Genomic DNA, 22,766 nt, shown 5'->3' on the forward strand with positions numbered 1-22,766 from the left:
CCGGCCGAGCGGGCGCTGGCCAGCGCCTTGAGCTTGCCGACGCGAAAGCCGCGCTTGTCCATGGTGGCGATGAATTCGGCGCCCACCGCACCGGTGACGCCGACAATCGCGACGACGGGATCGTTACTCACATTCTCCTCCATTCAAGTTGAGCATGATCTTGTCGGAAAACCGGATTCCACTTTTCCGGATCATGCTGTGAGCTGAAGACAACAAAAACGCCCCGGACCAACGAGGGCGGGGCTTCGGTAGAGTGGATTGCGTTCTAGTCGACGACTACACGCGCACGCCTCCCCGAGCCCCGAAGGCCGTGGTGGTTTTGGTCATGCGTTTGGTGGTCGCGAACATGGCGGCGACTTATGCGGGAGAGTTGTCCCAAAACTTGATGTTGAAGAGCCACGGATGGTTTGAAGCATTCGAGATCGGACATTCTCAAGTCGCCTTCAGCATTGTCTGAACCCGGCCACCTTCTTTAAGGGACAACAAGTTCTGTTCAGGTCTATCGTAGCCTAACTGGATCAACATCTGCGGCGGCGCAACCGCAAGAAGACTGTCAGATCGAACCTCGATCCTGCTTGCATTTAAGTTCTTCGGGGCTGTTTGTGCTGGCAAGGCGAACATAACTGCGTGAGTAATGCTCGATGTGAGTTGCCGATTGATAGTTTCGAGCCACCAAACCGAGCATGTAAAACGGCCAGCGACACCCCTGAATACAAGCAGTAACCAGACACCCAGCGAAGACGGGCCGCAGGGCGTCGCATCACTCGTTGTGGGCTAGGTTTTCCTTGTGACCTGCGTGTCGCAATCGCCCAAATGGTCCTAGACGTTCTGCCGGTCGCGAGCGCTTCGAAGGCGCTTAGATAGCCCCGATCGTGCACCTCCGATTAACGTCTCTCTTCATGTCTCCTCCTGCGGCTGCACTTTGGGAGCTCCAGGAGACTTTTCCTGCGAAATCGAACAAGACCCGCTGCAACAAACCTTCTCGCCCCTGTAGTTGGCCAAGGTCTGGAGCAACTGCGGCATATAATACTTTTTCGCACCTTCCCTCATATCGTCCGGCATTGCTTTCGGATGGTCTAGCCATGTCATTGCCCGCTCGATCAGCTCGATCGCGCGTTGGTTGTCACCACTCTCGTAGTAATACTGAGCGACCACCCTATAAGAAGAGAAGTTGAGGCCGCCGCTGGCTTGCGCTGAATTAAGGATATGTTCCGACACATCCCTGCCGATCGCGAAGCGTTCCGCACGCGGAAGGTGGGCCTTATCGTTCTCCGGATCAAAGAGTTGCGTCATCACGACAATCAGCCCACGCACAGCCTCTGACTGTTTCTCAATCGCATCTCGGACCAGTTGGCGTAAGACCTGGAACCCGGTCGCCGTGTCGCGCATTTTGTGAAGCAACAGATCCGCATGAATCTCGCGGAGATTGAGATTGTCCGGCATCGCGGCAATGCCCTCTTCGATCGCTGATAGCGCTGTCGGCCAATCATTTGCTTCCATCGCCGGTCGAATTGTCCGGCGCATTGACAATTCGCGCGCTAGGCGTTGGTCTTTCGCAATTCGTTTCGCATCAGCGGCTTTAGCTTGATAGCTGCCGCGCCAAGTGCCGTTGATAATTTTCGGCAAGACGTCGTCGATTTGGATCGGATGACCGATAAAGGCAATGTGGCCGTCGCGGTCGACGACGAACGATGTCGGAACCCCAAGAGAAGAGCTGGCATCCATCCAAAGCTTGTTCATTTCGCCTGTACTGTCGAACCCGATTCGATAGTTCAGATTTGAAAATTTTTCAGTCAACCATGCGTCCAACTTGGTGCGAGCCTCATCCGCCGTTGGTGCTTGTTCGCTAGCTGCGACTCCGACGACCTCAAGCCCCTCGTCTTGGTATTTTGCTTGCAGCTCTATCAGATGTGGCATCGCCCTCACACATGGGCCGCACCAACTTGCCCAAAATTCGACAATGTACACTTTCCCTGGCTGGAAGTTCGTGAGGGGCTCGCCACGCAGCCAGTTCTCGACTTTGAGCGAAGGAGCCGGGGACGCCATGCACAGCACCATGATTTTCTCCAAAGTTACTTGCTGCGCGACCTTGTCGCTTCACCTGAGTTAGCAATCACCGTGCCAGGCTGTCCGCGCCCACTGAGTACATGATAAAGCTTTGAAAAACATCCACACGACCAGTAGGGTCCCCTGTATGTAACCTGACATGCTTTGCGTCGGTGTCAGATTTCGGGCACACATCGCGCCCTTCGTGCCGCCAAAACATTGTCATGCGAATGCGCATCCGTGAGCCGCGCTGCGCCAATAGGCGGCGCGTGAGAAACCGGATGATGCCCGCTGACCGACAAATTGCAAGCGTGCGGACGTGGGGTCGCAAAGAACAACAGCGGTCAGCATCGGACACGGCACCAGCTTTCCGAACCGGGCTGCAAAGCTGCCTGTTCGGCGCGGTCCAGATGACCACGGAAGCCGATGACCTCGTGCGCGAGCTGCTCCGTCGGAATCGCAGGCGCGAAAGCCGGTGCGAGCCCTGCTTGAACATAGGAAGCCAAGTCTACCTCGCCAAAGCGGCGCAGTTACTCCCGTCGCCATGTTGATTTCCCCGCATTCCGGTTTCAACCAGTCGCGGGAGATGGTACTGACAGCCTCGGGGCCACCTCCGCACATCCGCTGCACGATTGTGTGGCCAGGACAACTTGCGAGCGACGTCCTTCGCATTGGTGTCGGCAATAGCGCTGGGGCAAAGGCGTGGCATCTTGCGATGGCGCGGCGCGATCCGTCGCTGCCTGCGGCCATCAAGGATCGGATGGGTGGCGATCAGGGTGCCGTCTTCGAAGATCTGCATCTCGTTGGCGAGCGTGTGCACCTCGACGATCCGCTTCCGGATGGCGTCGGGAACGCTATAGAGATTGCCGCCGACGCTCACCATCCCTTCATGGGAGACCCGCCGCTCCAATTTGAGCACCGAGCGGAATGATGCCAGCGGCAAGGCGCCTAGGTGTGGCTTCTCCGTCGCAAAGGCTTCGTTGACTACGCATTGGGTGGTGGCGTGCACGCGCGGATTAGCGACCGTATCGAGCCAATGCCGCAGCTAGGCGTTCAGATCGTCGAGATTGCGGAACGAGCGGGCGAGAAAGAAGTCCTCGCGGATATACCGGAACGGCCGCTCGACCTTGCCTTTGGTCTTGGCCCGGTAAGGGCGGCAGGCCCTGGGCTGGAAGCCGTAATGCCGGGCAAAATCGATGAGCGCGCGATTGTAGACAATGCTGCCACCTCCTTCGCCGATCACCGCCGTCTTCATGCGGTCGTAGAGGATCTCCTTGGGAACGCCGCGCCTCAAAGGCTGTCATGTGACAGCGCAGGACCGTCTGCATGTCCTGGTGGAGGACGAACCGGGCCCAGATCAACCGGCTATGGCCGAGCACGAAGGAGAACAACCACACGATCCGCGTCACCGAGGGCTCGTCGGTAAAGACGACCTGGAAGTGAGCAAAGTCGACCTGAGCCTGGTCTCCTGGCGGCGTCTCGAAGCGAACCTCGAATACCGGCAATGGCGTTGGCTGCAGTTCACGAAGCAAATCCGTGACGGCGGTATAACGCCGGCGTAACCGCGCTCGCGCAGCTCCCGCCACAGTCGCTGGCCGGTCAGGTCGGGGTAGGCCGTGACGCGCTCTCGCAATACGGCACGAACGGTTCAATCAGTCGCGAACGCGGCTTGCGAGGTCCGTACACTGGAGGCTCCAGGCCGCGGGCGATCGTTCGGCGAACCGTCTTCCGGTCGAGGCCCAATTCGCGGGCGATCACCGGTGATCCGGCCATCGACCCCGACGGAGCGGCATCGTCTCGCATAACGACGATGCTCATGCTGCCTTCGTGTTTAGGGAACACACTCGGCCTCCGCGAACATCCACCTTTCGAGGCTCATTCCCGCACCCCGCATGGCTCCTACATTTCAGACCCCGCGTTGCCGCGACGCCCGCAAGACTCGGTCCCGGCCTGCCTGCTTCGGTCTTGGCCGGATGGGACTTCCACCCACAAGCATTCATTAGCTTGGCATGATGTACTCCCCGGTGGTGGTGTAGCTCGGTAGAGCAAAGCCGCCCGGACGCGCGCCCCCAATAGCGCCGTAGCGGGCGGGCGGCTTTGCGGTGGTCACCGGCAGTTCTCCGGTAGGACCGGGTTGCGACACCCCAACCGAGGAACCAGTCCCGGACTTGATCCGGGATGACCGATGATATGATGAACCTGCGCACGCTCGTGGAGAAGACCCCTGATGCCGATCTGTTGCGTGAGATGATCGGCTTTGCGGCCCAGCGCCTGATGGAGCTGGAAGTCGAAAGCCAGACCGGGGCAGCTTACGGCGAGAAGAGCCCCGAGCCCCTGGCCCAGCGCAACGGTTACCGCGACCGGATTTGGGAAACCCGCGCCGGCGCGGTCGAACTGCGCATTCCCAAGCTGCGCAAGGGCTCCTACTTCCCGGGCTTCCTGGAGCCGCGCCGCGTGGCCGAGAAGGCGCTCACCGCCGTGGTGCAGGAGGCTTATGTGCAGGGCGTCTCGACCCGTTCGGTGGACGATTTGGTGCAGGCCATGGGCATGACCGGCATCTCCAAGAGCCAGGTGAGCCCGGCTCTGTGGCGAGATCGACGACAAAGTGAAGGCCTTCCGCGCCCGCCCGATCGAGGGCGACTGGCCGTATCTGTGGATCGACGCCACCTCTGTGAAGGTGCGGCAGAATGGCCGCATTGTGTCTGTCGCGGTGATTGTCGCAGTCGGCGTCAACGGCGACGGCCGGCGCGAGGTGCTCGGCATGGACATCGGGCCGTCCGAGGCCGCGACGTTCTGGACGGCGTTCCTGCGCAAGCTCGGCCGCCGCGGCCTGCGCGGCGTCAAGCTCGTCGTGTCCGATGCCCACGAGGGTATCAAGGCCAGCATGGCCAAGGTGCTCAACGCCAGCTGGCAGCGCTGCCGCGTCCACTTCATGCGCAACGCATTGGCGCATGCCGGCAACGGCGGGCGGCGCGTCGTCTCAGCCTTCATCGCCACTGCGTTTGCCCAGGACGATGCCGAGGCCGCAACTGCGCAATGGCGCAAGCTCGCCGATCAACTCCGCCCCAAGCGGCCAAAGCTTGCCGGCTTCCTCGACGAGGCTGAGACCGATGTGCTTGCCTACATGACGTTCCCGCCGCAGCATCGGACCAAGCTGCACTCCACGGATGAGATGGACAAGCGATTTTTTCCTGCCGAGCCGAGGATTGCGAAAATCCTGCAAGTCCATTCTTTTGTTCGGCCGCGCGGCGGGTCATTCTTCCGTCCCGGCCACCGATCTCGCAGCCGGCGCGCGCAGGGGCGGTCAAGGCTGGCCGCATTTGCGACCACCGCAAGGCTTGGCCTTGACCGGCCCGAGCACGGTGGCAGGCTGCGTGGAACGGGACTGGCCAGCTCGGCTGGAAGTTGCTGTCAGCCGCGATTATGTTTGTGGGGCGCGGGCGACCTCGTGGCGAAGCGTGACGTGTCGGCTGCAAGCGTCACCGGACTGCCTATTTTGTCTTGCCGAACTGAGGCGCCCGCGCCCCGGCCTTTGGCCGCCCGCGGTTTCCATTGCGACACGAATCGCTCGTAGCTTTGCTCCGCCTGGGCGGCAATCAACATCTCTTGGTCGCGCAGCGCCTTGATGTTGTAGGCATAGGCTGGTCCACGCCGGCTGCCTTTCTGTTGCGGATGTCCGGCCTGAAGTAGCATCGCGCGGGTCTTGTTGGCGACCAGCGCTGGGCGCGCCCACAGGTAATCTTCGCCCCTCGTCAACAAATGCCAGCAGAGCACAGCGAGTTTGCGAGCCACGGACACCGCGGCGATCTGATGGCCGCGCCGCGCGCGAATGCGCACGAAAAACGCATGCAGTGGACCGGCCGCCTTGGCCGCTGCCCAGGCCGCCTCGACCAGCATGGCGCGCGCGTGACTGCGGCCGATCTTGCTGATGCGGCCGTGGTGGGCCGCTCCCAGTCCCGACTGCCGCACCCGCGGGTTCAGCCCGAAATAGCTCACCAGCTTCTGCGGGCTGTCGAACCGGCTGATGTCGCCGATCGCCGCCATGATTCCGGCGGCGACCGCCAGATTGACGCCGGTGATCGTCATCAATCGGTTGACCGCGGAATCCTCGATTGCGTCCTGCGCGATCTCGCGGTCGAGCAGGGCCAGGTCTTCCGCCAGCCGGTCGAACTCACGGACGTGCCGATCGATGGCCGCGCGCTCATCGTCCGGCAGCTGTTGAGTAGCCAACTACGCCCGGCCGCGGGCGTTGAAAAGATCGGCATGCGGGCACTTCCGGATCAGGTGTGCGTGCAGGATCGAATGCACCTCGTTCTTGAGCCGCGTACGATGTCGAACGACCTGGTAGCGCCGCGCCACCAGTCTGCGCTTGCGTTCGGTCTCCGCGTCAGGCGTCCAGATCTGCGGCAGGTATCCCGCGGCCTGCAGACTGGCGAGCGTGCCGGCATCGATCTTATCGGTCTTGACGTGAGCCTGGGCGATCGCCTTCACTTGCAATGGATTGGCGATAATCACCCGCGCCGCGAATGGCGCCAGAACTCGCGACACCGCCATGCTGTTGGCGGTCGCTTCGAGCACCACCTCATCACTGGCCAGCAGGGTCTTGCCAAATCCCTCCAGCGCAGTTCGCGTCATATCAATACGGCCCCCATGGCGGAGCCTGCCGTTCTCCCAAAATACCACCTCCCCGAAGGTTCGGTGGACATCAACGCCAATCACCCGTCGCATTCGCACCTCCTGTCAGACACATGACGGGAGCTACGGGCGACACGACAACTACGGATTCGCGCTCTCGGCGCAACCGGGCGAGTCGCAGAGGCGGCCAGCTACTAACTCGAGCTCTCGGCTCATCGTATGCATCGGCCTGCCCGCACCTTCGTGCTCCCGGTGCCTCTGTCCCGATGGTCGCACCATACGCCACGGTGTAGAATACCGCAGCCGAACGTTGGCACCGAGAGATCTCATACCGGTTACCAATCCCATTGAACGCCTCAACGGCGAGATCAAGCGGCGCACCGAGGTGGTCGGCATCTTCCCCAACGAGGATGCCATCGTCCGCCTCATCGGCGCGATCCTGCTCGAACAGAACGATGAGTGGGCGGTCCAGCGCGCCCCGCTGCATGACACTGGAAACCATCGCGCCGTTGAGCGATGATCCGACCGTCAGCCTTCCGGCTATCGCCAGCTGACCTGCCCGGCTCCGGCCGGTGAACCCGGTGCCCCGCCGCCAGCTACACCACGCCACGGGACACGATCGAACGCACGACTTTCAGGGTCTCGAATCTGCTGTTTCGTGCACTGCGCTCGGGAGCCACAACGTGTCGGATGGAAGCACGTCGACGCCGCTCATTCCCAGACGACTACAACCGGCAAACCGTCGATCTGGTCGCATCGAGCGGCCGCTCGATCGCATCGGAGGAGGGAACTTGGCCTGCGCGATTCCGCGCTACGGCGCTGGGTGGAACGACGTGGGCCGGGCTGGAGCTGACCGCGGCGGCGCGGTGCCCCACAACGCAGGCGACGCTGCCGTCGACAGACCACGCAGCGGAGATTGCTTGTTTGCAGCGAGAGACCGAGCGGTTGCGCATGGAGCGCGACATTTTAACAGGTCAATGTGCTGGGCGCCGAGCGTCGACGGCGATGAAGTTACGATGAGAAGGCTCGCCTTGTCGAAGAGACCTTGCAGGCTGGCCAGACGGTCTGCGGCATCGCGCGCTGGCACGGGTGGCTCACAGCCTGTTGTTCACTTGAAGCCGACAAGCGCGCCAGGGTCGGCTGGACGGCGATTCCGTGCCAGCTCTCGTTCCCTTCGAGATCACGCCGGTGGCGGCTCCGATCTCGATCGACGCGCCACAATCGGCCTCTTCCCTGCCTGCGCAGCGTGCAAGAGCTGGAATCATCGAGATCGAGCTTGGCGGCGGCTGTCGCGTCGCGTTGCCCGTGACGGGGACGTTGAGGCGCTGTAGTGAGTTCTTGAGCTGCTGCGGCGACGATGATCCAGATTCCGAGCCGCGTCAGGGTTTGGATCGCCACTAGCCACACCGACATGCGTCCCAGCATGCGAAGTCTGACTCTTACAGTTCAGGAGAATCTAAGCGCGATCCGCACGCTGGCGATCTCAACATCTTCCGGGAACGCCGCGGCGATCTGGTCAAGATCCTCTAGCATGACGCAATAGGCATATCGCGGCAAGTTCATCTGGCCCTCCGCGTCGGCCGGCGCGGTATCGATCTCAGCGGCGGTCTCCTGTAATCCGCGAGCTCGCGACTTCGCGCACGAGACTATGCGGGTCATCGAGGAGGCTAAGGATCTCAGTCACTGGCGCACGGCTTGCGACCTCGTAGCGGATGCGCCAGTCAGGATCGTGCCGCAGCAGCGGCACAAGCTGCACAGATAGTCGTCGGGCGATCTCCAGTCTTACCGACGCCTCACGATCGTCGATCATGCGGAGCAACCATTCATTTGGAATGCGCTGTGCCACAACACGGCGGACCTCGGCTTCCTCGTCGTCCACCATTCGGCGGAGCAGCATAGGCTCGATCCGGCTCGCGACGACAAGGCGAACATAGTAATATTCGTCTGAGGCCATGGGTAGCAATTCTTCACCGTCGAACAGGGTCGCGACCCGCCTCCTCAGCTCGGGATGCGGATGCTTCCGCAATTGCAACGCGTAGCGTCTAGGCAGGCGAACCATCGCATTCCATTGCACTTTTTCATTGGGATCATCGATCAGCCGCAGCAGCAGAAAGACATTGGCAGACTTCGCCGCGATTGCCCTTACCTCAGAATGCGGATGGCTGAGATAGCCGTCGGCGAGATCCGGATTCCATTCGAAGAACCTCTCGATGCTGGGGGGACAACGGTCGTTGACGCAGGCGTGCTTGAGTCGACACCCGCCGGTTTCGCTCAGTGGGAGATGCTCGCACGATGCGCAGTCAAGCCGGTTGCCTTCCCAGTCAAGAGCCTCGTCAATATTATCAACCATAGTCCTGCCCACTTAGGTCAGGCACGCGCAGCAACGACTTGGGTCCAAATTTTGTCGCAGGTAGCGAGCTCCAGAAGTTTTCCGAGCGCCAGCTCCGCGCCTGCATCTGAATGGTCTGATCGTAGAAGCCGACCGTCCCGTCGATAGAGCCGCCGACCAGCCCCCGCAGAGTCTTTGAGCCACCGGCTTGGAAGTTCTCAACGATAACGTTGAGACCATCGTCCCTAAAGGACCCAAGCTTCACGCCAAGCTCGACAGGCATATACTGAGCATCCGGAACTCCACCTCGATCGCTAATTGGGCCACCTCGGGCTCGGCGGCATGCTCCGAAATGACCGGCAAGCGGTAGCGCTATGACCAGCATCAGTCGTGTCAAAACGTGCATCCGAGCTTCCGTGACTGTTCAGAGAGCGTTACGAACAGGCTTCATGGGCAGGCGCGGGCCGCCAGACCAGGAGCCGCTTTCCGCGCGGTCCACGATGGCGTCGAGGACAACAACAAAGGCGGAAAGGACGATGATTCCTGCGAACACTCCGGTCGCATCGAGGATACCCTCGGCCTGCGCAGTCAGATGCCCCAATTCTGCGGACGAGCCGGAGATACTCGGCAACCACCGCTCCATGACGGCCATGCCGACGGACACCCGCAGGCTCGACAGAATCCATGTGGTTGCGGACGGCAGGTGCACGTGGCGCAGCAGGGAGGACTTCGATGCGCGCAGCAGGCGTTCATTCGCTAGCACGACCGGACTAACCTCGCGCACGCCCTGAAACGTGTTGAAGAATGCTACGAAAAGAACCAGCGTCGCGCCGAGCGCGACTTTGGAGGTGAGCCCCAATCCGAACCATATGACGAAAATGCGTCCGAGCACAATCCGCGGATCTCATACGAGGACAGCCTGGCTAAAATGGAGCCGGTGAAAACCCGCCGGCTGGGCTTCGATATTGAAGATCGCGCCGTACAGGTCGTTCGGCTCGATGCCAGATCTCCCGAGCTACCTTTGTCTCTGACAAACCAACCCTGTTCGTAGCGAAGAAAGTCGGTTTAAGCAGCTGGCACGTGGGTCTGACAGTTTGTCGGGCAGACCCGGGCGCAGGCGCTGCAGCCGATGCAGGCCCCCTCGTCCTTCATCACCATGACCTTCTTTTCGATCTCATCGTCATCCTCATCGAGATCGATCATCTCGCCGTCCTCGCTCAGGCCCTTCAGCGTCATGACCTCACGGCCGCAAACCTTATAGCAGCGGCCGCAGCCGATGCACTTCTTGGGATCGATAGAAACCAGGTAGTCCGGCCTCCAATTGCGACCATCGCGGGTTCTGCATGACATGGCTTAAGATCCGTTATGTTTTGTCCAGCGCCTGGAGATATTGGCGCTTGCTTTCGAGCTCGCTGAAGGCAGCGTGGGCTTTCTGGGCTACGTTCAGGATCGAGGACCAGTTGACCGGCAGCTCCTCGGAGAGGTCGTGGAGATCCATCTTGGCTTGGGTCGCCTTGGCCGACAGCTTCTTTATTTCCGCTTTGAGGCTTTCAACATCGCTCATGCTCGCCTCAATAATTCGCCACTTCCGGGAACTTACGGATCATCTCGACGCCACTGTTGACGAATTTGTCGCCTTGATCGGCGAGATCATAGAGATGGTCGAAACCAAAGCGATGCACATCGCGCAGCTGCTTGCTCACGACAACCAGCCGGCCGCCGATCAGCACGATCCGACCGAACCCTTCGTGATGCATCTTCAGCATTGGCGAGATCATTACACCGGTCGCCTTCTCGATCGAGAGCGCAACGGCGTCAAAGAACAGCTCCAGCCGCCATGTCGTGTCGGAGTCGGGATTGCCGACGATCGGCAGCGCACGGCGCTTGCGCTTGTCGAGAACGTAGGGTTCGAGCAGCTCGAGATCCTTCTTGCCCTCCCAGGCGCCGTGGGTGTCCTGGGCGCGCCAGATCTTGATGAGCTCTTTTAGAAATGAACTCTCCGCGGCGGCGGCTGGACTGACTTCAGACGGGTCGGCCATCTTTGTTCCTTCAGGCTTCGAAATCCACCGTACGTTCCGGGTTTTTGCTGAGCAGCTTCCGCAGCCAGGGCGGCGGCGAGCCCTTCAGCACGGTTTCGAGTTTGACGCAAAGGTCGTCGATGGGCTCTGGTTGCAGCACCTTCATCGGATGGACCTTGCTCGCGACGACTCGCGCAGCACCCGAGCCGCCGATCGCCGCAACATAGAGGATTGCGCAGTTCCTGATCGCCTCGATCTTCGGCGCGAGCTTATCCTCATTACCGTCTTCCGTGAGGTCACCGTCGAACTGGATCGCCTCAATAAACTGATGCCCGTCCGGGCCGACCTCGTAGATCGCGATGTTCTTGGCCCAGCCGAAGTGCGCATCGACATGCTTCAAGTCCTGAGTGGCGAATGCAACTTTCATCCGTGTTGTTTTCTCTCCTTGCTCAATGCAACTGTGGCGGATCGACCTGCAGGTCACCGCTGGTGGATCGCCAGGTGTCGGGCGTCGGCCCATGGTTGGTTTCGCGGTCGGTGATGATCAGATTGGCGATGTCAAAGATCAGATCTCGCGTGCCGCGATAGCCAACCGTCGTGAGGTGCGCAGCGCCAAGCCGATCGAACAGCGGAAAGCCCACCCGGAAGAACGGAACATTGAGTCGCGAAGCGGCCTGGCGACCATGTGAATGCGACATCAAGAGGCCGCAGTCACGCGACCTGGCAAGCTCTTCAAGATCCTCCAGATCGCCGATCAGGACGTCCTCGCTCCTGACCCGCTGGAGCACCGGTGAGTTCGTCGTCGTCACCGCAGCCGTTACCTGCGCCCCCATCTCGTGGAGGAAGCTGGAGAGATCGAATAACAAGTCCGGCTCGGCGCCGATCGCGAGCTTGCGGGCGCCGATATGGAAATGGGCATCCAGCATGGCGTCTGCCAGCTGTCCACGCTGCCGGCGATATTTCGAGGGCACCGACCGGCCGCTGATCTGGCTCAGGAACGCGATGAATTCGTCGTTTGGAATAAGACCGCAGAGCCGCTCGAACAGACGGAAAGGCGTGCCTGTCTGCGCCTGCATGGTCTCGGCCGCACGGCGCATTTGCGCGCCGATCGCGATCGTCCAGGCCGCCTGCCCCATGGTCGCGATCTCGTCCACCGCAATGCCGCCGATCGTGGTCGGCGTGAATTCGTCGGGGATGTGGCCGTCCAGCGAACCGGCAAGATCCGGCAGGAAGGAGGGCTTGAGCCCAAAATCCTCAATGATCGTGCGAAGCTCGTCGAGGTCGCCGGGCGTGAGGTGGCAACCAGGTAGCACGTTAACGCGGGAGGCATCGCGCGGTCTCGCTGCGTCGACGGGAGCCACAAGCACCTCGATCATCCGCGCCACTGTCTTGCCCCAGCCATCCTGAAAGGCATCCTTGAAATCCGGGGTCGAGACGTAGACAAGGGGGAGCTTTTCGAGCTGCGGATGCTTCTGTCGGATCAACCGGATGAAGGCTTCGACGTCATCGCCGTTGGTCTCGGTGACGCCAGTCGAATTGATGCCGATGATCTCGGGCTCGACGCGATTGTAGATGTTGAGGATCGCCTGTTCGAGGTTCTCGTGGCCGCCGAGCACGGTGGCAACTTCGCTCATGGCAGTGGTCTGCATCGGCACAGGTTCGTTGAAATGGCGCACGAAGAGTGTCAGCCCGAAGGAGGTGCAACCTTGCGGGCCGTGCAAAAGCGGCATGGCGCCGCGCAGGCCCATGAAGGCAAATGAGCCGCCGATCGGCTGGCTCATCTTGAGCGGATTGACCGAACAGGCTTTCTTCGAGGTAGTGACGATCGCCATGTCGTTCCCCTACTCCGCCGCCTGCAGTGCCGGGGGCTGGAGATCGGAACGAATGTCCTTACAAGCAACGCACAGTCCGCTGGAATTGGTGCACGGCTTGGCGGGCTCGTCGAGGTTCGGGCCATGCGCCGCAATCGCGCTTTCACAATTGCTGGCCTCACTTTGATTGGAGAAACTTATCGCATTGACGCCGTTCTTGCTCACGTCCCGAATTGGATCAGCGGTTTGCGCATGCATCTGCGCAACCGTCCTTGCCTGACGCTTCCGGTCGAACTCATCCCATGGCGCGGCTTGGCGGAGCTGATCCCATATCGGATTGTAGAGCGCTTTCTCGATCTCCTCCATGAGCTTGATAATGCCGACATAGCCCATATAGGCGTGGCAGCGCTCCTGGTTGATATCGAGCCATGGCATCGCCGCCTTTAGTGCGACGAATTGCGACTTGCCGCCGGAGAGCATGATGTCGGCTTTTGCGTCCTTGAGCATCTTATAGATCTCGCGAGGGGACATGTCCTCGATCATATGGGCGTGCTGGCCCATTAATTCCTTGATACGTTCCTTGTCCTTCTTGGTGGATTTCTTCACGGACGTGCCGACCATCTCGAGCCCGGCCTCCTGCAAAGCGGCCACCATCGACCAGGATTTCACACCGCCGGTGATGAGAACAACCCTCTTGCCGGCAAAGCGCGGCTTGAAACGTTCAATCGCAGCCCAGGCCTTGGTCTCTTCGCGTGCGATCAGGGCTTGCGTGCGTTCCATCAGCTCAGCCGGCGCGCCACTTTCGATCAGCATGCGCGCGATCTGGCGGAGTGAATCGCTGGTATCCTCAACACCGTAGAAGGAGCCTTCAAAAAACGGGATGCCGTAGCGCTGCCTCATCTTGCGTGCGACGTTGATCATTGCCCTTGAGCAAACCATCATCGCGGCTTTGGCCCGGTGCGAATAAGCGACCTCGCGATACTTGCCGTTCCCCGAGATGCAGGACAGGATCCGGATTCCGAGCTCATCGAGCAGGGGCTTGATCTGCCAAAGCTCGCCGGACAGATTGTATTCACCGATGATGTTGATATCATACGATGTCGTGTAATCCGGCTCTCCGGTACCGATGACGTGCTCCAGCAGTGCTTCGCCAGCAAGCTTGTTACCAAGGTTCTTCGACCCGACAAATCCCGGTGAATTGATGGGAATGACCGGCTTGCCGAATTTGGCGGAGGCCGCCTTGCAGACCATATCGATGTCGTCACCGATCATTGCGGGCACGCATGTCTGGTAGACGAAGATGGCCTGCGGGTTGTATTTCTCTGTGATCTCCTTCACTGCCCTGTACAGCCGCTTCTCGCCGCCGAAGACGATATCGGTCTCGCTCATATCTGTGGTGAAGCTTCTGCGCCACAGATCGGAGCCGGACGAGACCGAACCACGATTGTCCCAGGAATTGCCCTCACAGGCGATTGGACCATGCACAAGATGGGCGACATCGGTGAAGGGCTGCAGCGCGACTTTGGCGCCATCGAAGGCACATCCGCCGGCGGCGCCGCCCGGCTTGAGCTGCTTGGTGCAACCATTCTTACGCTCGACCTTCGACTTGCTCGCGTTCCTGGCGCAGCCCGGTTCGTTAAAGACGTCCTGTATGGTCGTGGGAAGCGAAGTCATGGTGTCTCTCTCGGGGCTGTTAACACACCGCAGACCACAAGGATGACCGGCGGAGAACCTGTGATCCCCGCCGCAGCGCCGCTGTTTCTGCGGACGATGAGGCGGGGAGCTCGCCTTAGCGTATGATGTCGAAGCTGTAGTCTGTCTTGCCAACCGAGCTGGTCTTTCGATCGATCTCATCAAAGATCTTGTCGAGAATCTTGACCAGCACATTCATGCTCCCCTGATAGCCCCACACTGGATAACGATGGTGATGATGGCGATCGAAGATGGGAAAGCCGATGCGGATTAGCGGCGTTCCGGTGTCACGCTCGAGATACTTGCCGTAGGTGTTACCGATCAGGAAATCGACCGGCTCTGTGAACAGGAGCGATCGCATGTGCCAGAGATCCTTGCCTGGGAAGGCGCGGCAGTTTTTACCGAAGGGCGAGCTCGCGAACAGCGCCTGCATCTTCAGCTCCCACGCCTTACTCGCGTTCGTCGACAGCACGTGGGTCGGCTCAGCGCCGAGCTCCAGCAGGAATGCGGCCAAACCATAGCAGAGGTCTGGATCGCCGTAGATCGCGAACTTCTTGCCGTGAACATGCGCGCTGGAATCAGCCATTGCGTCTACCAGACGCCCGCGCTCCTGCTCCAGCGCATTTGGAATTGCCTTGTTGGTGATACGCGACAGTGTCATCAGGAAATCGTCCGTGGCGCTGATGCCCAGCGGGTGATTGAAAGCGACGACCTCCTGATCGTGCCCTTTGATGAAGGACAACGTCTTCTCCGTGCAATATTGCTGCATGGAAATGGTTGCCTTGGCGTGGACGGCGTTCGCGGCATCCTTTAATGTAGTGCCCCCATCATACATGCGGAACTCGCCGTCCGTGGGGGTATCGAACACGTCACTGTTATCCGCGAGGATGGTGTAGCCGATGCCCATCAGCTCGAAGATACGCTTTATCTCACGGACATTCCCGACAGTGTAGCCGTCGAAGCCACCGATGAAGTTGATCGTGTTGTTCGCTTTGCGCTCGAGTTTTGGGGCCGTGCCGGCTTTGCCATCCCAGAAATGCTCGAGGATGCCCTTGAGCGTGTTGTCGTAGCCAGTAACGTGGCTGCCGACGAACGCAGGAGTGTGAGCGAATGGTACGTCGTAGTCCGCTGGGACTGAACCTTTTTCCTTTGATGTTTTGATGAAGGCATTGAGATCGTCGCCGATGACTTCCGCCATGCAGGTCGTGGCGACCGCGATCATCTTCGGCTTGTACATGTTATAGCTGTTGGCAAGCCCATCGGTAAGATTGTTAAGCCCGCCGAACACGGCCGCGTCTTCCGTCATGGACGAGGAGACGCACGAGGTCGGCTCCTTGAAGTGCCGTGACAGATGGCTGCGATAATACGCGACGCAGCCCTGTGAGCCGTGGACGAACGGCAGTGTGCGCTCGAACCCGAGGGCGGCGAACACCGCACCCAGCGGCTGGCAAGCCTTCGCCGGATTAACGGTTAGCGCCTCGCGGGCGAAGTTCTTCTCGCGGTACTCGGATGTCTTGGACCATTCTTTGATGCGATCGACGTCGGCGGGATCATGCGGATTCTCAAATAGCGCCTTCTTCTTGGCCAGCATCTGCTGGTATTCGTCTCCCCGGAAAAGCTCAGAGTGGTCGAGTATGTGTTCGGCGTTCTGTGTCATCATGGCACTCTTTGGGTTCTTGCGTTCGTTCTCCTGCCCTTCCCCTCCTCTGCGGAAAGAAACGGCCCGGGGTCGGCCTTCCTATTCCGCTGCCATGAGGCTCGGCTGCGGAGCGTCCTTCCAAGGCGCGGTGGTCTTCCCCCAGATCGGGGAGTTAATCGCCATGTCCATGTCGCGGGCGAAGATCGCGAAGCCGTCATAGCCGTGGTAAGGACCCGAGTAGTCCCAGGAATGCATTTGGCGGAACGGCACGCCCATTTTTTGGAAGACGTATTTTTCCTTGATACCGGAGCCGACCAGGTCTGGCCGGATCTTTTCGACGAAGCGCTCGAATTCGTAGCCGGTGACATCGTCGTAGATCAGCGTGCCATCTTTGACGTAGTGCTGGGCGGTGCGTTGGTAGTCATCGTTATGCCCGAACTCATAGCCCGTGCCGACAACATCCATGCCGAGGTCCTCATAGGCGCCGATGACGTGGCGAGGACGTAAGCCGCCGACGAACAGCATTACCGTCTTTCCTTCAAGCCGCGGCCGGTATTTCGCGGTCACAGCATCGACAAGCGGTTGATATTTCGCGATGACGCGTTCGGCGCCTTGCTTGATCTTGTCATCGAAGAAGCTTGCAATTTTTCGCAGCGACTCCGCGATTTTGGAAGGACCGAAGAAGTTGTACTCGCACCAGGGAATCCCGAATTTTTCCTCCATGTGCCGTGAGATGTAGTTCATCGAGCGATAGCAATGCAGTATGTTGAGCTTTGCCTTCGGCGTCGCCTCCAATTCAGCGAGAGATCCATCCCCGGACCACTGGGCGATTACGCGTAGGCCCATTTCTTCCAGCAGGATTCGTGACGACCATGCGTCGCCGCCGATGTTGTAGTCGCCGATGATCGCAACATCATATGGCGTCGGTTCAAATTTAGGGCTGGTCTCTGGGGCGCTCTTGTCAAAGATCCAATCCCGAACGGCGTCGTTCGCGATGTGATGGCCGAGCGATTGCGACACGCCACGGAAGCCCTCGCACCGCACAGGCACAATGGTTTTGCCGCCATATTCCTTCGACTTTTCTCGGGAGACCGCCTCGATATCGTCACCGATCAAGCCAATCGGACATTCGGACTGAATGGTGATGCCCCTGTTGAGAGGAAATAGCTCCTGGAGCTCATCGATGAGTTTCGTGACCTTTTTATCGCCGCCGAACACGATGTCCTTCTCCTGAAAATCGGAGGTGAACTGCAGTGTCACGAACGTGTCGATGCCGGTCGTCCCGACGTAGTAGTTGCGCCGCGAGCCCCACGAGTACTGACCGCAGCCGACCGGACCGTGGCTGATGTGGATCATGTCCTTGATGGGTCCCCAGACCACGCCCTTGGAGCCCGCATAGGCGCAGCCGCGGATGGTCATCACGCCGGGAATGGACTTGATATTCGACTTGACGCCACAATCCGACTTCCCCGCCTCGTGAACACTGAGATGCTTGGCGCGCCTTTTGGCGGTCTTCTCGGGGTAGACCGTCAACACCTCATCGATTAGCTGCTTGTTGCGCGCCTTGATCTCTGCAACGCTTTGGGTAGGTGCTCGGCTCATACAGGTTTCCTTTTCGATTGTGGTCTCAACAAGAAGCGACGCTTTTGCGGTCGACCGACGGATTTCCGATCCGGCGTTCAGGTAAGCGTGCAATCTGCGTGGGCGGTCCTACCAATCGCAACTTCGCGACGTTCATGCCGCAGCGGTCGTTCACGATCATGTAGCTCATCTCGGCTGAGCGGTTAGGAGCGTCATGTGTGACGCTGTCTATCGATGACCAAGACGCTTCTCGGTGAAGTCATGCCTGCTCTCCAGCGGTTGGTCATATCGGCTTCTTTATTTACTCGCGTGCGATCACGGGGCATGTCCCTGTGCATGGGATGCAAAGGACTAACAGCCGCCTCCTGCGCAGGGGTCTGCAACGAGTGTGCCAGCGCCGGTTGAATAAAAAAAGCAACGTTTATAGAGCTAGATAGCTGCCGGGTGCGGATTGTTATAAACCTGACCCTGTCTGCCACCAACAAGCGTAGCCGCAACGCCCTGTCTGAAACAAAACAATCGGATACGCTCTGCACCAGCGGCGTGGCTGGAGTCTGGCCGCGCCGACGTCACTCCAATGCGCAGCCTTGCTTCGTACGCGCCGATCCAACGATCGCAAACACCATCCGTTCGAAGCGGATTTCAGCGCGGTTAGATGTGCCCATCGTGCTCGCGATCCCACCCCCAGCAAGAATCGCATCGAGCGCTCCACCACCTGCTGCAGATGTCTCCACAAGAACTCAGTTGCCCAGCAGCAGTCCTCTCCCATTTCCGCATGGTCTCTCGCTCCGACGTTCTTTTATTTGATACTGCGGAGAGGCGCGCTCGGAGGGGCGAACAGCTGGCGCCGTGGAGAGCACGTAAGCTGATCAATTCCCAAGCAGCGCGGTAGCTTAAACTCCGCAAACGGTCACCCTGGGCTTGCCCGGATTTGAACTTGCCGGCTACGACACAGGGCGCTTCCGCATCAAACAATCTGCAGCTTTTGCGTTCGGCGTAGTTCGACAAAGGGGAACATCGGATTCTGACGCGTCAGACAGTTTGAGCGAATTCACGGAAAGGCCGGCAGCTTCGCAAGTGTCGGCAGTCGAGATAAGGCAGGTCGAATGCGGACCACTGGTCGATTTATCCTTTCTCGTTCCAGGACAGGATCGAAATTCCTTACGCTTACCTCCGTTGCGTGGTGTATCAATCGCCATTGAAACCAGTTTTGCTAACGCGCTCCGCCAGCCTTTTTGCAGAACAGCGCGCCGATGGTCCACTTGAACGGTATTTTTCTTGCCCAGGTAATTTATGGTAAAAAGGGCCAAGACCTCGGACCGAAGTGCTCAGGTGCGGATTTCACGCATTGCAACGTTCGTAAATTGGTGCATCACCACTGTTCCGGCGGTAACAGCGCTTGGGTTCATGGGACTTGCGCTCAAGGACATACCCATCACGGCGCTGTCGAATGCAAATCCTGAGATTATCCAGGTTGCCATTCTGAGCGTTTATATTTCGTGCTGGGCTTACGGGACCAGCATCGACACGAAAATCCAGGGTGGAATCTATGCGGACGACCCACAGGGAGGACGTGTCCGGACCGGATCAATTGCTGCTGTCGCCTTTCTCGCGGTTGTTTCAGTCATTTTGCGTCCTGAATGAGATGGAGGAGAAGTTCACGTTAGAACCGGCCATCGGGCGTGAGGGATCCCGAAAGCCCAGGGGTCGGCGCCGGCGTTCTTCAAGATGATCAGCTTCGGCTTCCGTGACGGACCCTGTTCGTCGATGCCGCGCTTCGCGAGGAATATGAACGGCTCCACTTCGAAAATCGACGCCGCCACAGATCGGTTACTTGCCGCATTGAAGCTCGAGGGAGGGACGAAGAAAGTATCGCCCAATCGCTCATCTTGAACATCACCGAGCACCGGCAGTTCGGGATCGGACTCATCGCTGCCATCGTCGCGCTTTCCGCTTTGATCCGCATGTCCGTTGGACTGGTTGGAATGATTCCACTTGGTACCTTCTGCCAACCATCATCGCCTTCTAGGTTCGGCATCACTACGCCTGGGGCCATCCTGAACCTCGTCTTTGGCTTGACCGCGCTCAGCTAAATTGATTCTCCGTGTCAGTGCCAATTGTCCTCGAAATCCGCATTGGACGCCATGTCACGGCATTCGGTACTTGGGCTGGCGAAGACTCCAGCCGGGATCCCGCTCTAACGATGTCTGCCCTCTGGATGGAAGATGCCCGTCATGCAAGCGGAGATCATCTCCTCCGAATCGATCGCTCTGCCTCGCGCGCCTTTCGCTTCTGTAGGGACGAGTTGGCTGCTGCACTAAGCCGCCGCGTCGGTTCACGACCTAGCGTTAGACCCGTTAATCTTCCCTTTTGAGCTTCTCGCGCTCCTGCTGAAGCGCTTCGGTCTCTCGGGCGACCTCGCGTCCTTCGCCCAGTTGTTCCTGGAAACGCTGGCGGGCCTCGGCGAGAACAGCGGGGGCGAAGGATTCAGTCAACCGAATCTCGATTGCAGATTGGGCACTGCAGGGTGAGTTCATGGGCCCTTTTGCCGCCGTCGGGTTAGGTGTCATGAACCCTCCATTTCGGCAGCTCTTAGGCCCGAATAAACGTGATCCGGCCCCCTTCGCCACGCTTCCGATGTGGCTTTATCTTTATTTCGACGTCCTGATCGAACGCCGCCAGCATGCGCAGCAGCTTCTCCACGGAAACCAACTTGAACTGCCCTTGAAGCAGCTTGGAGATGTTGGGCTGCTTCACGCCGACGAGCTTCGCGGCTTCGGTCTGAGTGATCTCCCGCTCCGCCATCAACCGCTTCAGTGTACAATGAGGGCTGCCTTGAGTTGGTACTCGTCCGCGTTCGGGAGGCGGTTGGCGGGCAACTTCTTCCTCGTGCTCATGATCGGGCTGCGTTTGTTCCGTGTTGATAGCTTCCGCGTCGCGCAGGCGCTGCCATGCGAGGCCAGATCGTCCCATATGCGGATCGGCGGCCAAAAGAGCTGCTGATCGGACCGCGTGAAGGTCAATTTGAACGCTCTACCGCGCTCGAGTGCCTTCGGAGTTTTGGCTTAACCTGTTGCGGGTGTGCTCGTCTTGGGGGACGGCATATATCGGCCGGGGACCACATATGTGTGTGCTTAAGAGTATGGACAGTATTCGTGTGCACGCGCCTGCGGAATTCAGCGTAAGACACGCGTCACTTCCATAGAAGAGATTCTGGCCAGTCTGTGAACTCCAACTCGAAGCTACGTAGGCCGGTGGGTTTTGTCGTGAATTTAAGAGTCTTCCCTGAAAGGTCGGCCAATGAACCAGATGCGAATGTGAAAACTGTCGTGCCGGAAGTTGCGACCCCAATGCCTTGCTCGCCTTCCATGCTAGAGAAGTCGGTCGCCTCGGAGAGTTGCCCAAGTGCAACTCCCTCCAGCGCGTGGTGAAATTCCATGGAGGCCAAGTATGTCCCTTTGTCAGCAGCCCACTCGCTGACCGACACTGCTGTGATCCCCGCGTCGGTCAAGAGACCACCTTCGATCCGGCAGCCATATTGAACGGTGAGAATAATCCGCTCATTCCGAACTCCGGCCGGCTCTCGATCGGCGGCAGTGATCGTGCACGCGTACCGCCTTGTTTCCGCAACCGCCCCCATGCCTAGCCCGATCCACTCGAGAGCGGAACATAGTACAAAAGCGAGAGCGGGTCTTATCATTCGACTGCACCTGATCTGAAAAATCGTTCCCTGCTCTGTACAATCTGACGCTACGGGCGATTCAAGCTCCTTCGATCGCTCTGCCGGATCAACGTTACTCAGGTGACTGCGGTGTCGCAGAAGCGAGGCGAGCGGTATCCCCCGGCAGTGCCATTGGATGGGGCCGGAACGATTTCAATGTCGGTGCGCAGCGGGCAGCACGTCGGTGAACCAAGGCTATGGGCCGAGCTTTTCAGGTCGGCGGCGGCCATGAGAGGCGCGACGGCCCGCGGCGCCGGGGCGCTACATTCCTGACCCAGGCGCAGGCGCTCTGTGAGCGGACGCTATTTAACGCGGAATGCTCCCGCGGCACAGGTCCCAAAATTTTGCTTCACAATCTCAATGTAAAAGGAAACGTGGCCGAGACGAGCCGTTCAAAGGCAGACTGCCGCTCAAGCAGACGCTCTTCGAGCATCTTACGCTGGAGATCATCTAGCTCGCTTTGAAGCCTTCTGCGACAACGCCAAATGTCATTCCGTACGGATCTGATCTCATTCAAGCGATCGTCAATCGAAGCCATCACGGATACCGTATCCAACTTGAACCAGCCATGGACAAGTGCTCAATCACGTCCTTCCTCGCTAAGCCGCCGATAGATCTCAGGACTTGGGCCATCTGCGGACATGATGTCACGATCTCCTCCCAGCGTGTCCTCTTGTATCGGCGTCTTTCAACGCAAGAGCACGAAGTAGCGGTTGCTCCTGCAGAAGTTCAGCTTATTCTGCCCTCACCGCGCAGGATTTCAAAAGCTAGCAGCAGCCCGTGAGTGGGCCGACTAGGTAATCCAACCAACACCCGCCGGATCACGGGGTCACACTCTGGGCAGCCGCGCCTTTCAGACTTGAGCACGGCAATTGCCATGCCAGCGAACCTCAGGTGGAATTGAAACAAGCCATGTTCGGTTCGGAGGCTCGTCCTTTACGAACGAGCCGGGCTTCGCGGCGGCGGCGCGCCAGAGCGGCCCGGATATGAGTCGGAGAGGCTTCAGTCGGCAGGGCTCGGCGAAATCGTGAACGATGCGCACCGCCGGGCGCCTCGGCTCAGTGTCTCGGCCAGCTGCGTAGGTCTTGTTACCGCCGTTCCCGCGTGCGGCCGGCAAGCTGGCAAGCGAACTTCACCACAAGCATCTGCGATCACCTCTAGCCGGGCCTGGCGCCTTGTAGCATCTGTGACACTGAATGTAGTGATCAAACCAAGACATCCGCCTTTGTTTGTTCCTCCGGACCCGTTCTACAACTAAATCAGCAACTTGCATCTCGGACGCAACTGGCATCGC

At 59.4% G+C, this 22,766-nt stretch carries 16 protein-coding genes and 6 pseudogenes; 3 read left to right on the forward strand and 19 right to left on the reverse strand.

Annotation, left to right across the window (positions count from 1 at the left end; all coding sequences use genetic code 11):
* The 3 genes and pseudogenes from FXB41_RS19090 to istA form a co-directional block, all read right to left on the reverse strand.
* Window positions 1–143, reverse strand: a pseudogene (locus FXB41_RS19090) (aspartate-semialdehyde dehydrogenase); the annotation flags it as partial.
* Window positions 144–897: 754 nt separating this feature from the next.
* Window positions 898–2,058: a TlpA disulfide reductase family protein gene (locus FXB41_RS19095; protein ID WP_219682838.1), complete on the reverse strand. Its 1,161-nt coding sequence runs from the start codon at window positions 2,056–2,058 to the stop codon at window positions 898–900.
* A 691-nt stretch (window positions 2,059–2,749) separates the two neighbouring features.
* A pseudogene (gene istA / locus FXB41_RS19100) lies at window positions 2,750–3,849 on the reverse strand (IS21 family transposase); the annotation flags it as partial.
* Between the two features lie 375 nt (window positions 3,850–4,224).
* Here istA and FXB41_RS19105 point away from each other — a divergent pair.
* Window positions 4,225–5,227 (forward strand): annotated as a pseudogene (locus tag FXB41_RS19105) (IS256 family transposase); the annotation flags it as partial.
* A 347-nt stretch (window positions 5,228–5,574) separates the two neighbouring features.
* On the opposite strand, the pseudogene FXB41_RS19110 reads toward FXB41_RS19105, so the two are convergent.
* Window positions 5,575–6,774, reverse strand: a pseudogene (locus FXB41_RS19110) (IS110 family RNA-guided transposase); the annotation flags it as partial.
* Window positions 6,775–7,015: 241 nt separating this feature from the next.
* On the opposite strand from FXB41_RS19110, the pseudogene FXB41_RS19115 reads away from it, so the two are divergent.
* A pseudogene (locus FXB41_RS19115) lies at window positions 7,016–7,235 on the forward strand (transposase); the annotation flags it as partial.
* A 1,043-nt stretch (window positions 7,236–8,278) separates the two neighbouring features.
* On the opposite strand, the gene FXB41_RS19120 reads toward FXB41_RS19115, so the two are convergent.
* The 11 genes and pseudogenes from FXB41_RS19120 to nifD all read right to left on the reverse strand — a co-directional run bounded on the left by FXB41_RS19120 (window position 8,279) and on the right by nifD (window position 17,772).
* Entirely contained in the window at window positions 8,279–9,031 is a 753-nt protein-coding gene (locus FXB41_RS19120) for a 4Fe4S-binding leucine-rich repeat protein (protein WP_219682839.1), read from the reverse strand.
* A complete protein-coding gene (locus FXB41_RS41760) occupies window positions 9,024–9,293 on the reverse strand; it encodes a type 2 periplasmic-binding domain-containing protein (RefSeq protein ID WP_219682840.1) in 270 nt (89 codons plus the stop codon). The genes FXB41_RS19120 and FXB41_RS41760 overlap by 8 nt, the downstream gene beginning before the upstream one ends.
* A 151-nt stretch (window positions 9,294–9,444) precedes the next feature.
* A pseudogene (locus FXB41_RS19130) lies at window positions 9,445–9,911 on the reverse strand (ABC transporter permease); the annotation flags it as partial.
* Window positions 9,912–10,075: 164 nt separating this feature from the next.
* Window positions 10,076–10,360: a ferredoxin III, nif-specific gene (gene fdxB / locus FXB41_RS19135; RefSeq protein ID WP_219682841.1), complete on the reverse strand. Its 285-nt coding sequence runs from the start codon at window positions 10,358–10,360 to the stop codon at window positions 10,076–10,078.
* Between the two features lie 13 nt (window positions 10,361–10,373).
* Window positions 10,374–10,574, reverse strand: a complete 201-nt coding sequence (locus FXB41_RS19140; protein ID WP_219682842.1) for a CCE_0567 family metalloprotein — start codon at window positions 10,572–10,574, stop codon at window positions 10,374–10,376.
* 7 nt (window positions 10,575–10,581) lie between these two features.
* Window positions 10,582–11,049, reverse strand: a complete 468-nt coding sequence (locus FXB41_RS19145) for a NifX-associated nitrogen fixation protein (RefSeq protein WP_219682843.1) — start codon at window positions 11,047–11,049, stop codon at window positions 10,582–10,584.
* 10 nt (window positions 11,050–11,059) lie between these two features.
* Window positions 11,060–11,455 carry a nitrogen fixation protein NifX gene (gene nifX, locus FXB41_RS19150; protein WP_219682979.1) on the reverse strand — a complete coding sequence of 132 codons (396 nt, stop codon included), beginning with the start codon at window positions 11,453–11,455 and terminating at the stop codon, window positions 11,060–11,062.
* Between the two features lie 22 nt (window positions 11,456–11,477).
* The gene (nifN, locus tag FXB41_RS19155; protein WP_219682844.1) at window positions 11,478–12,860 is read right to left on the reverse strand and encodes a nitrogenase iron-molybdenum cofactor biosynthesis protein NifN; all 1,383 of its coding nucleotides are present in this window, start codon (window positions 12,858–12,860) and stop codon (window positions 11,478–11,480) included.
* Between the two features lie 9 nt (window positions 12,861–12,869).
* Complete coding sequence (gene nifE, locus FXB41_RS19160) at window positions 12,870–14,513, reverse strand: nitrogenase iron-molybdenum cofactor biosynthesis protein NifE (protein WP_219682980.1); 1,644 nt, start codon at window positions 14,511–14,513, stop codon at window positions 12,870–12,872.
* Window positions 14,514–14,628: 115 nt separating this feature from the next.
* Window positions 14,629–16,188, reverse strand: a complete 1,560-nt coding sequence (gene nifK / locus FXB41_RS19165; RefSeq protein ID WP_219682981.1) for a nitrogenase molybdenum-iron protein subunit beta — start codon at window positions 16,186–16,188, stop codon at window positions 14,629–14,631.
* A gap of 81 nt (window positions 16,189–16,269) precedes the next feature.
* A complete protein-coding gene (gene nifD, locus FXB41_RS19170; protein WP_007600010.1) occupies window positions 16,270–17,772 on the reverse strand; it encodes a nitrogenase molybdenum-iron protein alpha chain in 1,503 nt (500 codons plus the stop codon).
* 1,311 nt (window positions 17,773–19,083) lie between these two features.
* Here nifD and FXB41_RS19175 point away from each other — a divergent pair.
* Complete coding sequence (locus tag FXB41_RS19175; protein WP_219682845.1) at window positions 19,084–19,395, forward strand: hypothetical protein; 312 nt, start codon at window positions 19,084–19,086, stop codon at window positions 19,393–19,395.
* A gap of 14 nt (window positions 19,396–19,409) precedes the next feature.
* Here the strand turns inward: FXB41_RS19175 and FXB41_RS19180 are convergent, their stop codons facing one another.
* The 4 genes from FXB41_RS19180 to FXB41_RS19195 form a co-directional block, all read right to left on the reverse strand.
* Complete coding sequence (locus tag FXB41_RS19180; protein ID WP_219682846.1) at window positions 19,410–19,763, reverse strand: hypothetical protein; 354 nt, start codon at window positions 19,761–19,763, stop codon at window positions 19,410–19,412.
* 345 nt (window positions 19,764–20,108) lie between these two features.
* Window positions 20,109–20,246 (reverse strand): hypothetical protein, encoded by a 138-nt coding sequence (locus tag FXB41_RS19185; RefSeq protein ID WP_219682847.1) that lies wholly within the window; start codon window positions 20,244–20,246, stop codon window positions 20,109–20,111.
* Between the two features lie 97 nt (window positions 20,247–20,343).
* Entirely contained in the window at window positions 20,344–20,742 is a 399-nt protein-coding gene (locus FXB41_RS19190) for a helix-turn-helix domain-containing protein (RefSeq protein ID WP_246648982.1), read from the reverse strand.
* A gap of 202 nt (window positions 20,743–20,944) precedes the next feature.
* Window positions 20,945–21,391: a hypothetical protein gene (locus FXB41_RS19195; protein ID WP_157158625.1), complete on the reverse strand. Its 447-nt coding sequence runs from the start codon at window positions 21,389–21,391 to the stop codon at window positions 20,945–20,947.
* Window positions 21,392–22,766 lie beyond the last annotated feature (1,375 nt).

It is taken from the genome of Bradyrhizobium canariense (genome assembly GCF_019402665.1).
Lineage (GTDB): Bacteria > Pseudomonadota > Alphaproteobacteria > Rhizobiales > Xanthobacteraceae > Bradyrhizobium > Bradyrhizobium canariense.

What these genes read in the sequence shown, in the direction of transcription:
- FXB41_RS19120 (WP_219682839.1), bottom strand. Translation starts at nt 9,031, where the DNA reads ATGGTTGATAATATTGACGAGGCTCTTGACTGGGAAGGCAACCGGCTT.
- fdxB (WP_219682841.1), bottom strand. Translation starts at nt 10,360, where the DNA reads ATGTCATGCAGAACCCGCGATGGTCGCAATTGGAGGCCGGACTACCTG.
- FXB41_RS19140 (WP_219682842.1), bottom strand. Translation starts at nt 10,574, where the DNA reads ATGAGCGATGTTGAAAGCCTCAAAGCGGAAATAAAGAAGCTGTCGGCC.
- nifK (WP_219682981.1), bottom strand. Translation starts at nt 16,188, where the DNA reads ATGACACAGAACGCCGAACACATACTCGACCACTCTGAGCTTTTCCGG.
- nifX (WP_219682979.1), bottom strand. Translation starts at nt 11,455, where the DNA reads ATGAAAGTTGCATTCGCCACTCAGGACTTGAAGCATGTCGATGCGCAC.
- nifN (WP_219682844.1), bottom strand. Translation starts at nt 12,860, where the DNA reads ATGGCGATCGTCACTACCTCGAAGAAAGCCTGTTCGGTCAATCCGCTC.
- nifD (WP_007600010.1), bottom strand. Translation starts at nt 17,772, where the DNA reads ATGAGCCGAGCACCTACCCAAAGCGTTGCAGAGATCAAGGCGCGCAAC.
- nifE (WP_219682980.1), bottom strand. Translation starts at nt 14,513, where the DNA reads ATGACTTCGCTTCCCACGACCATACAGGACGTCTTTAACGAACCGGGC.
- FXB41_RS19145 (WP_219682843.1), bottom strand. Translation starts at nt 11,049, where the DNA reads ATGGCCGACCCGTCTGAAGTCAGTCCAGCCGCCGCCGCGGAGAGTTCA.
- FXB41_RS19195 (WP_157158625.1), bottom strand. Translation starts at nt 21,391, where the DNA reads ATGGGGGCGGTTGCGGAAACAAGGCGGTACGCGTGCACGATCACTGCC.
- FXB41_RS19095 (WP_219682838.1), bottom strand. Translation starts at nt 2,058, where the DNA reads ATGGTGCTGTGCATGGCGTCCCCGGCTCCTTCGCTCAAAGTCGAGAAC.
- FXB41_RS41760 (WP_219682840.1), bottom strand. Translation starts at nt 9,293, where the DNA reads ATGCCTGTCGAGCTTGGCGTGAAGCTTGGGTCCTTTAGGGACGATGGT.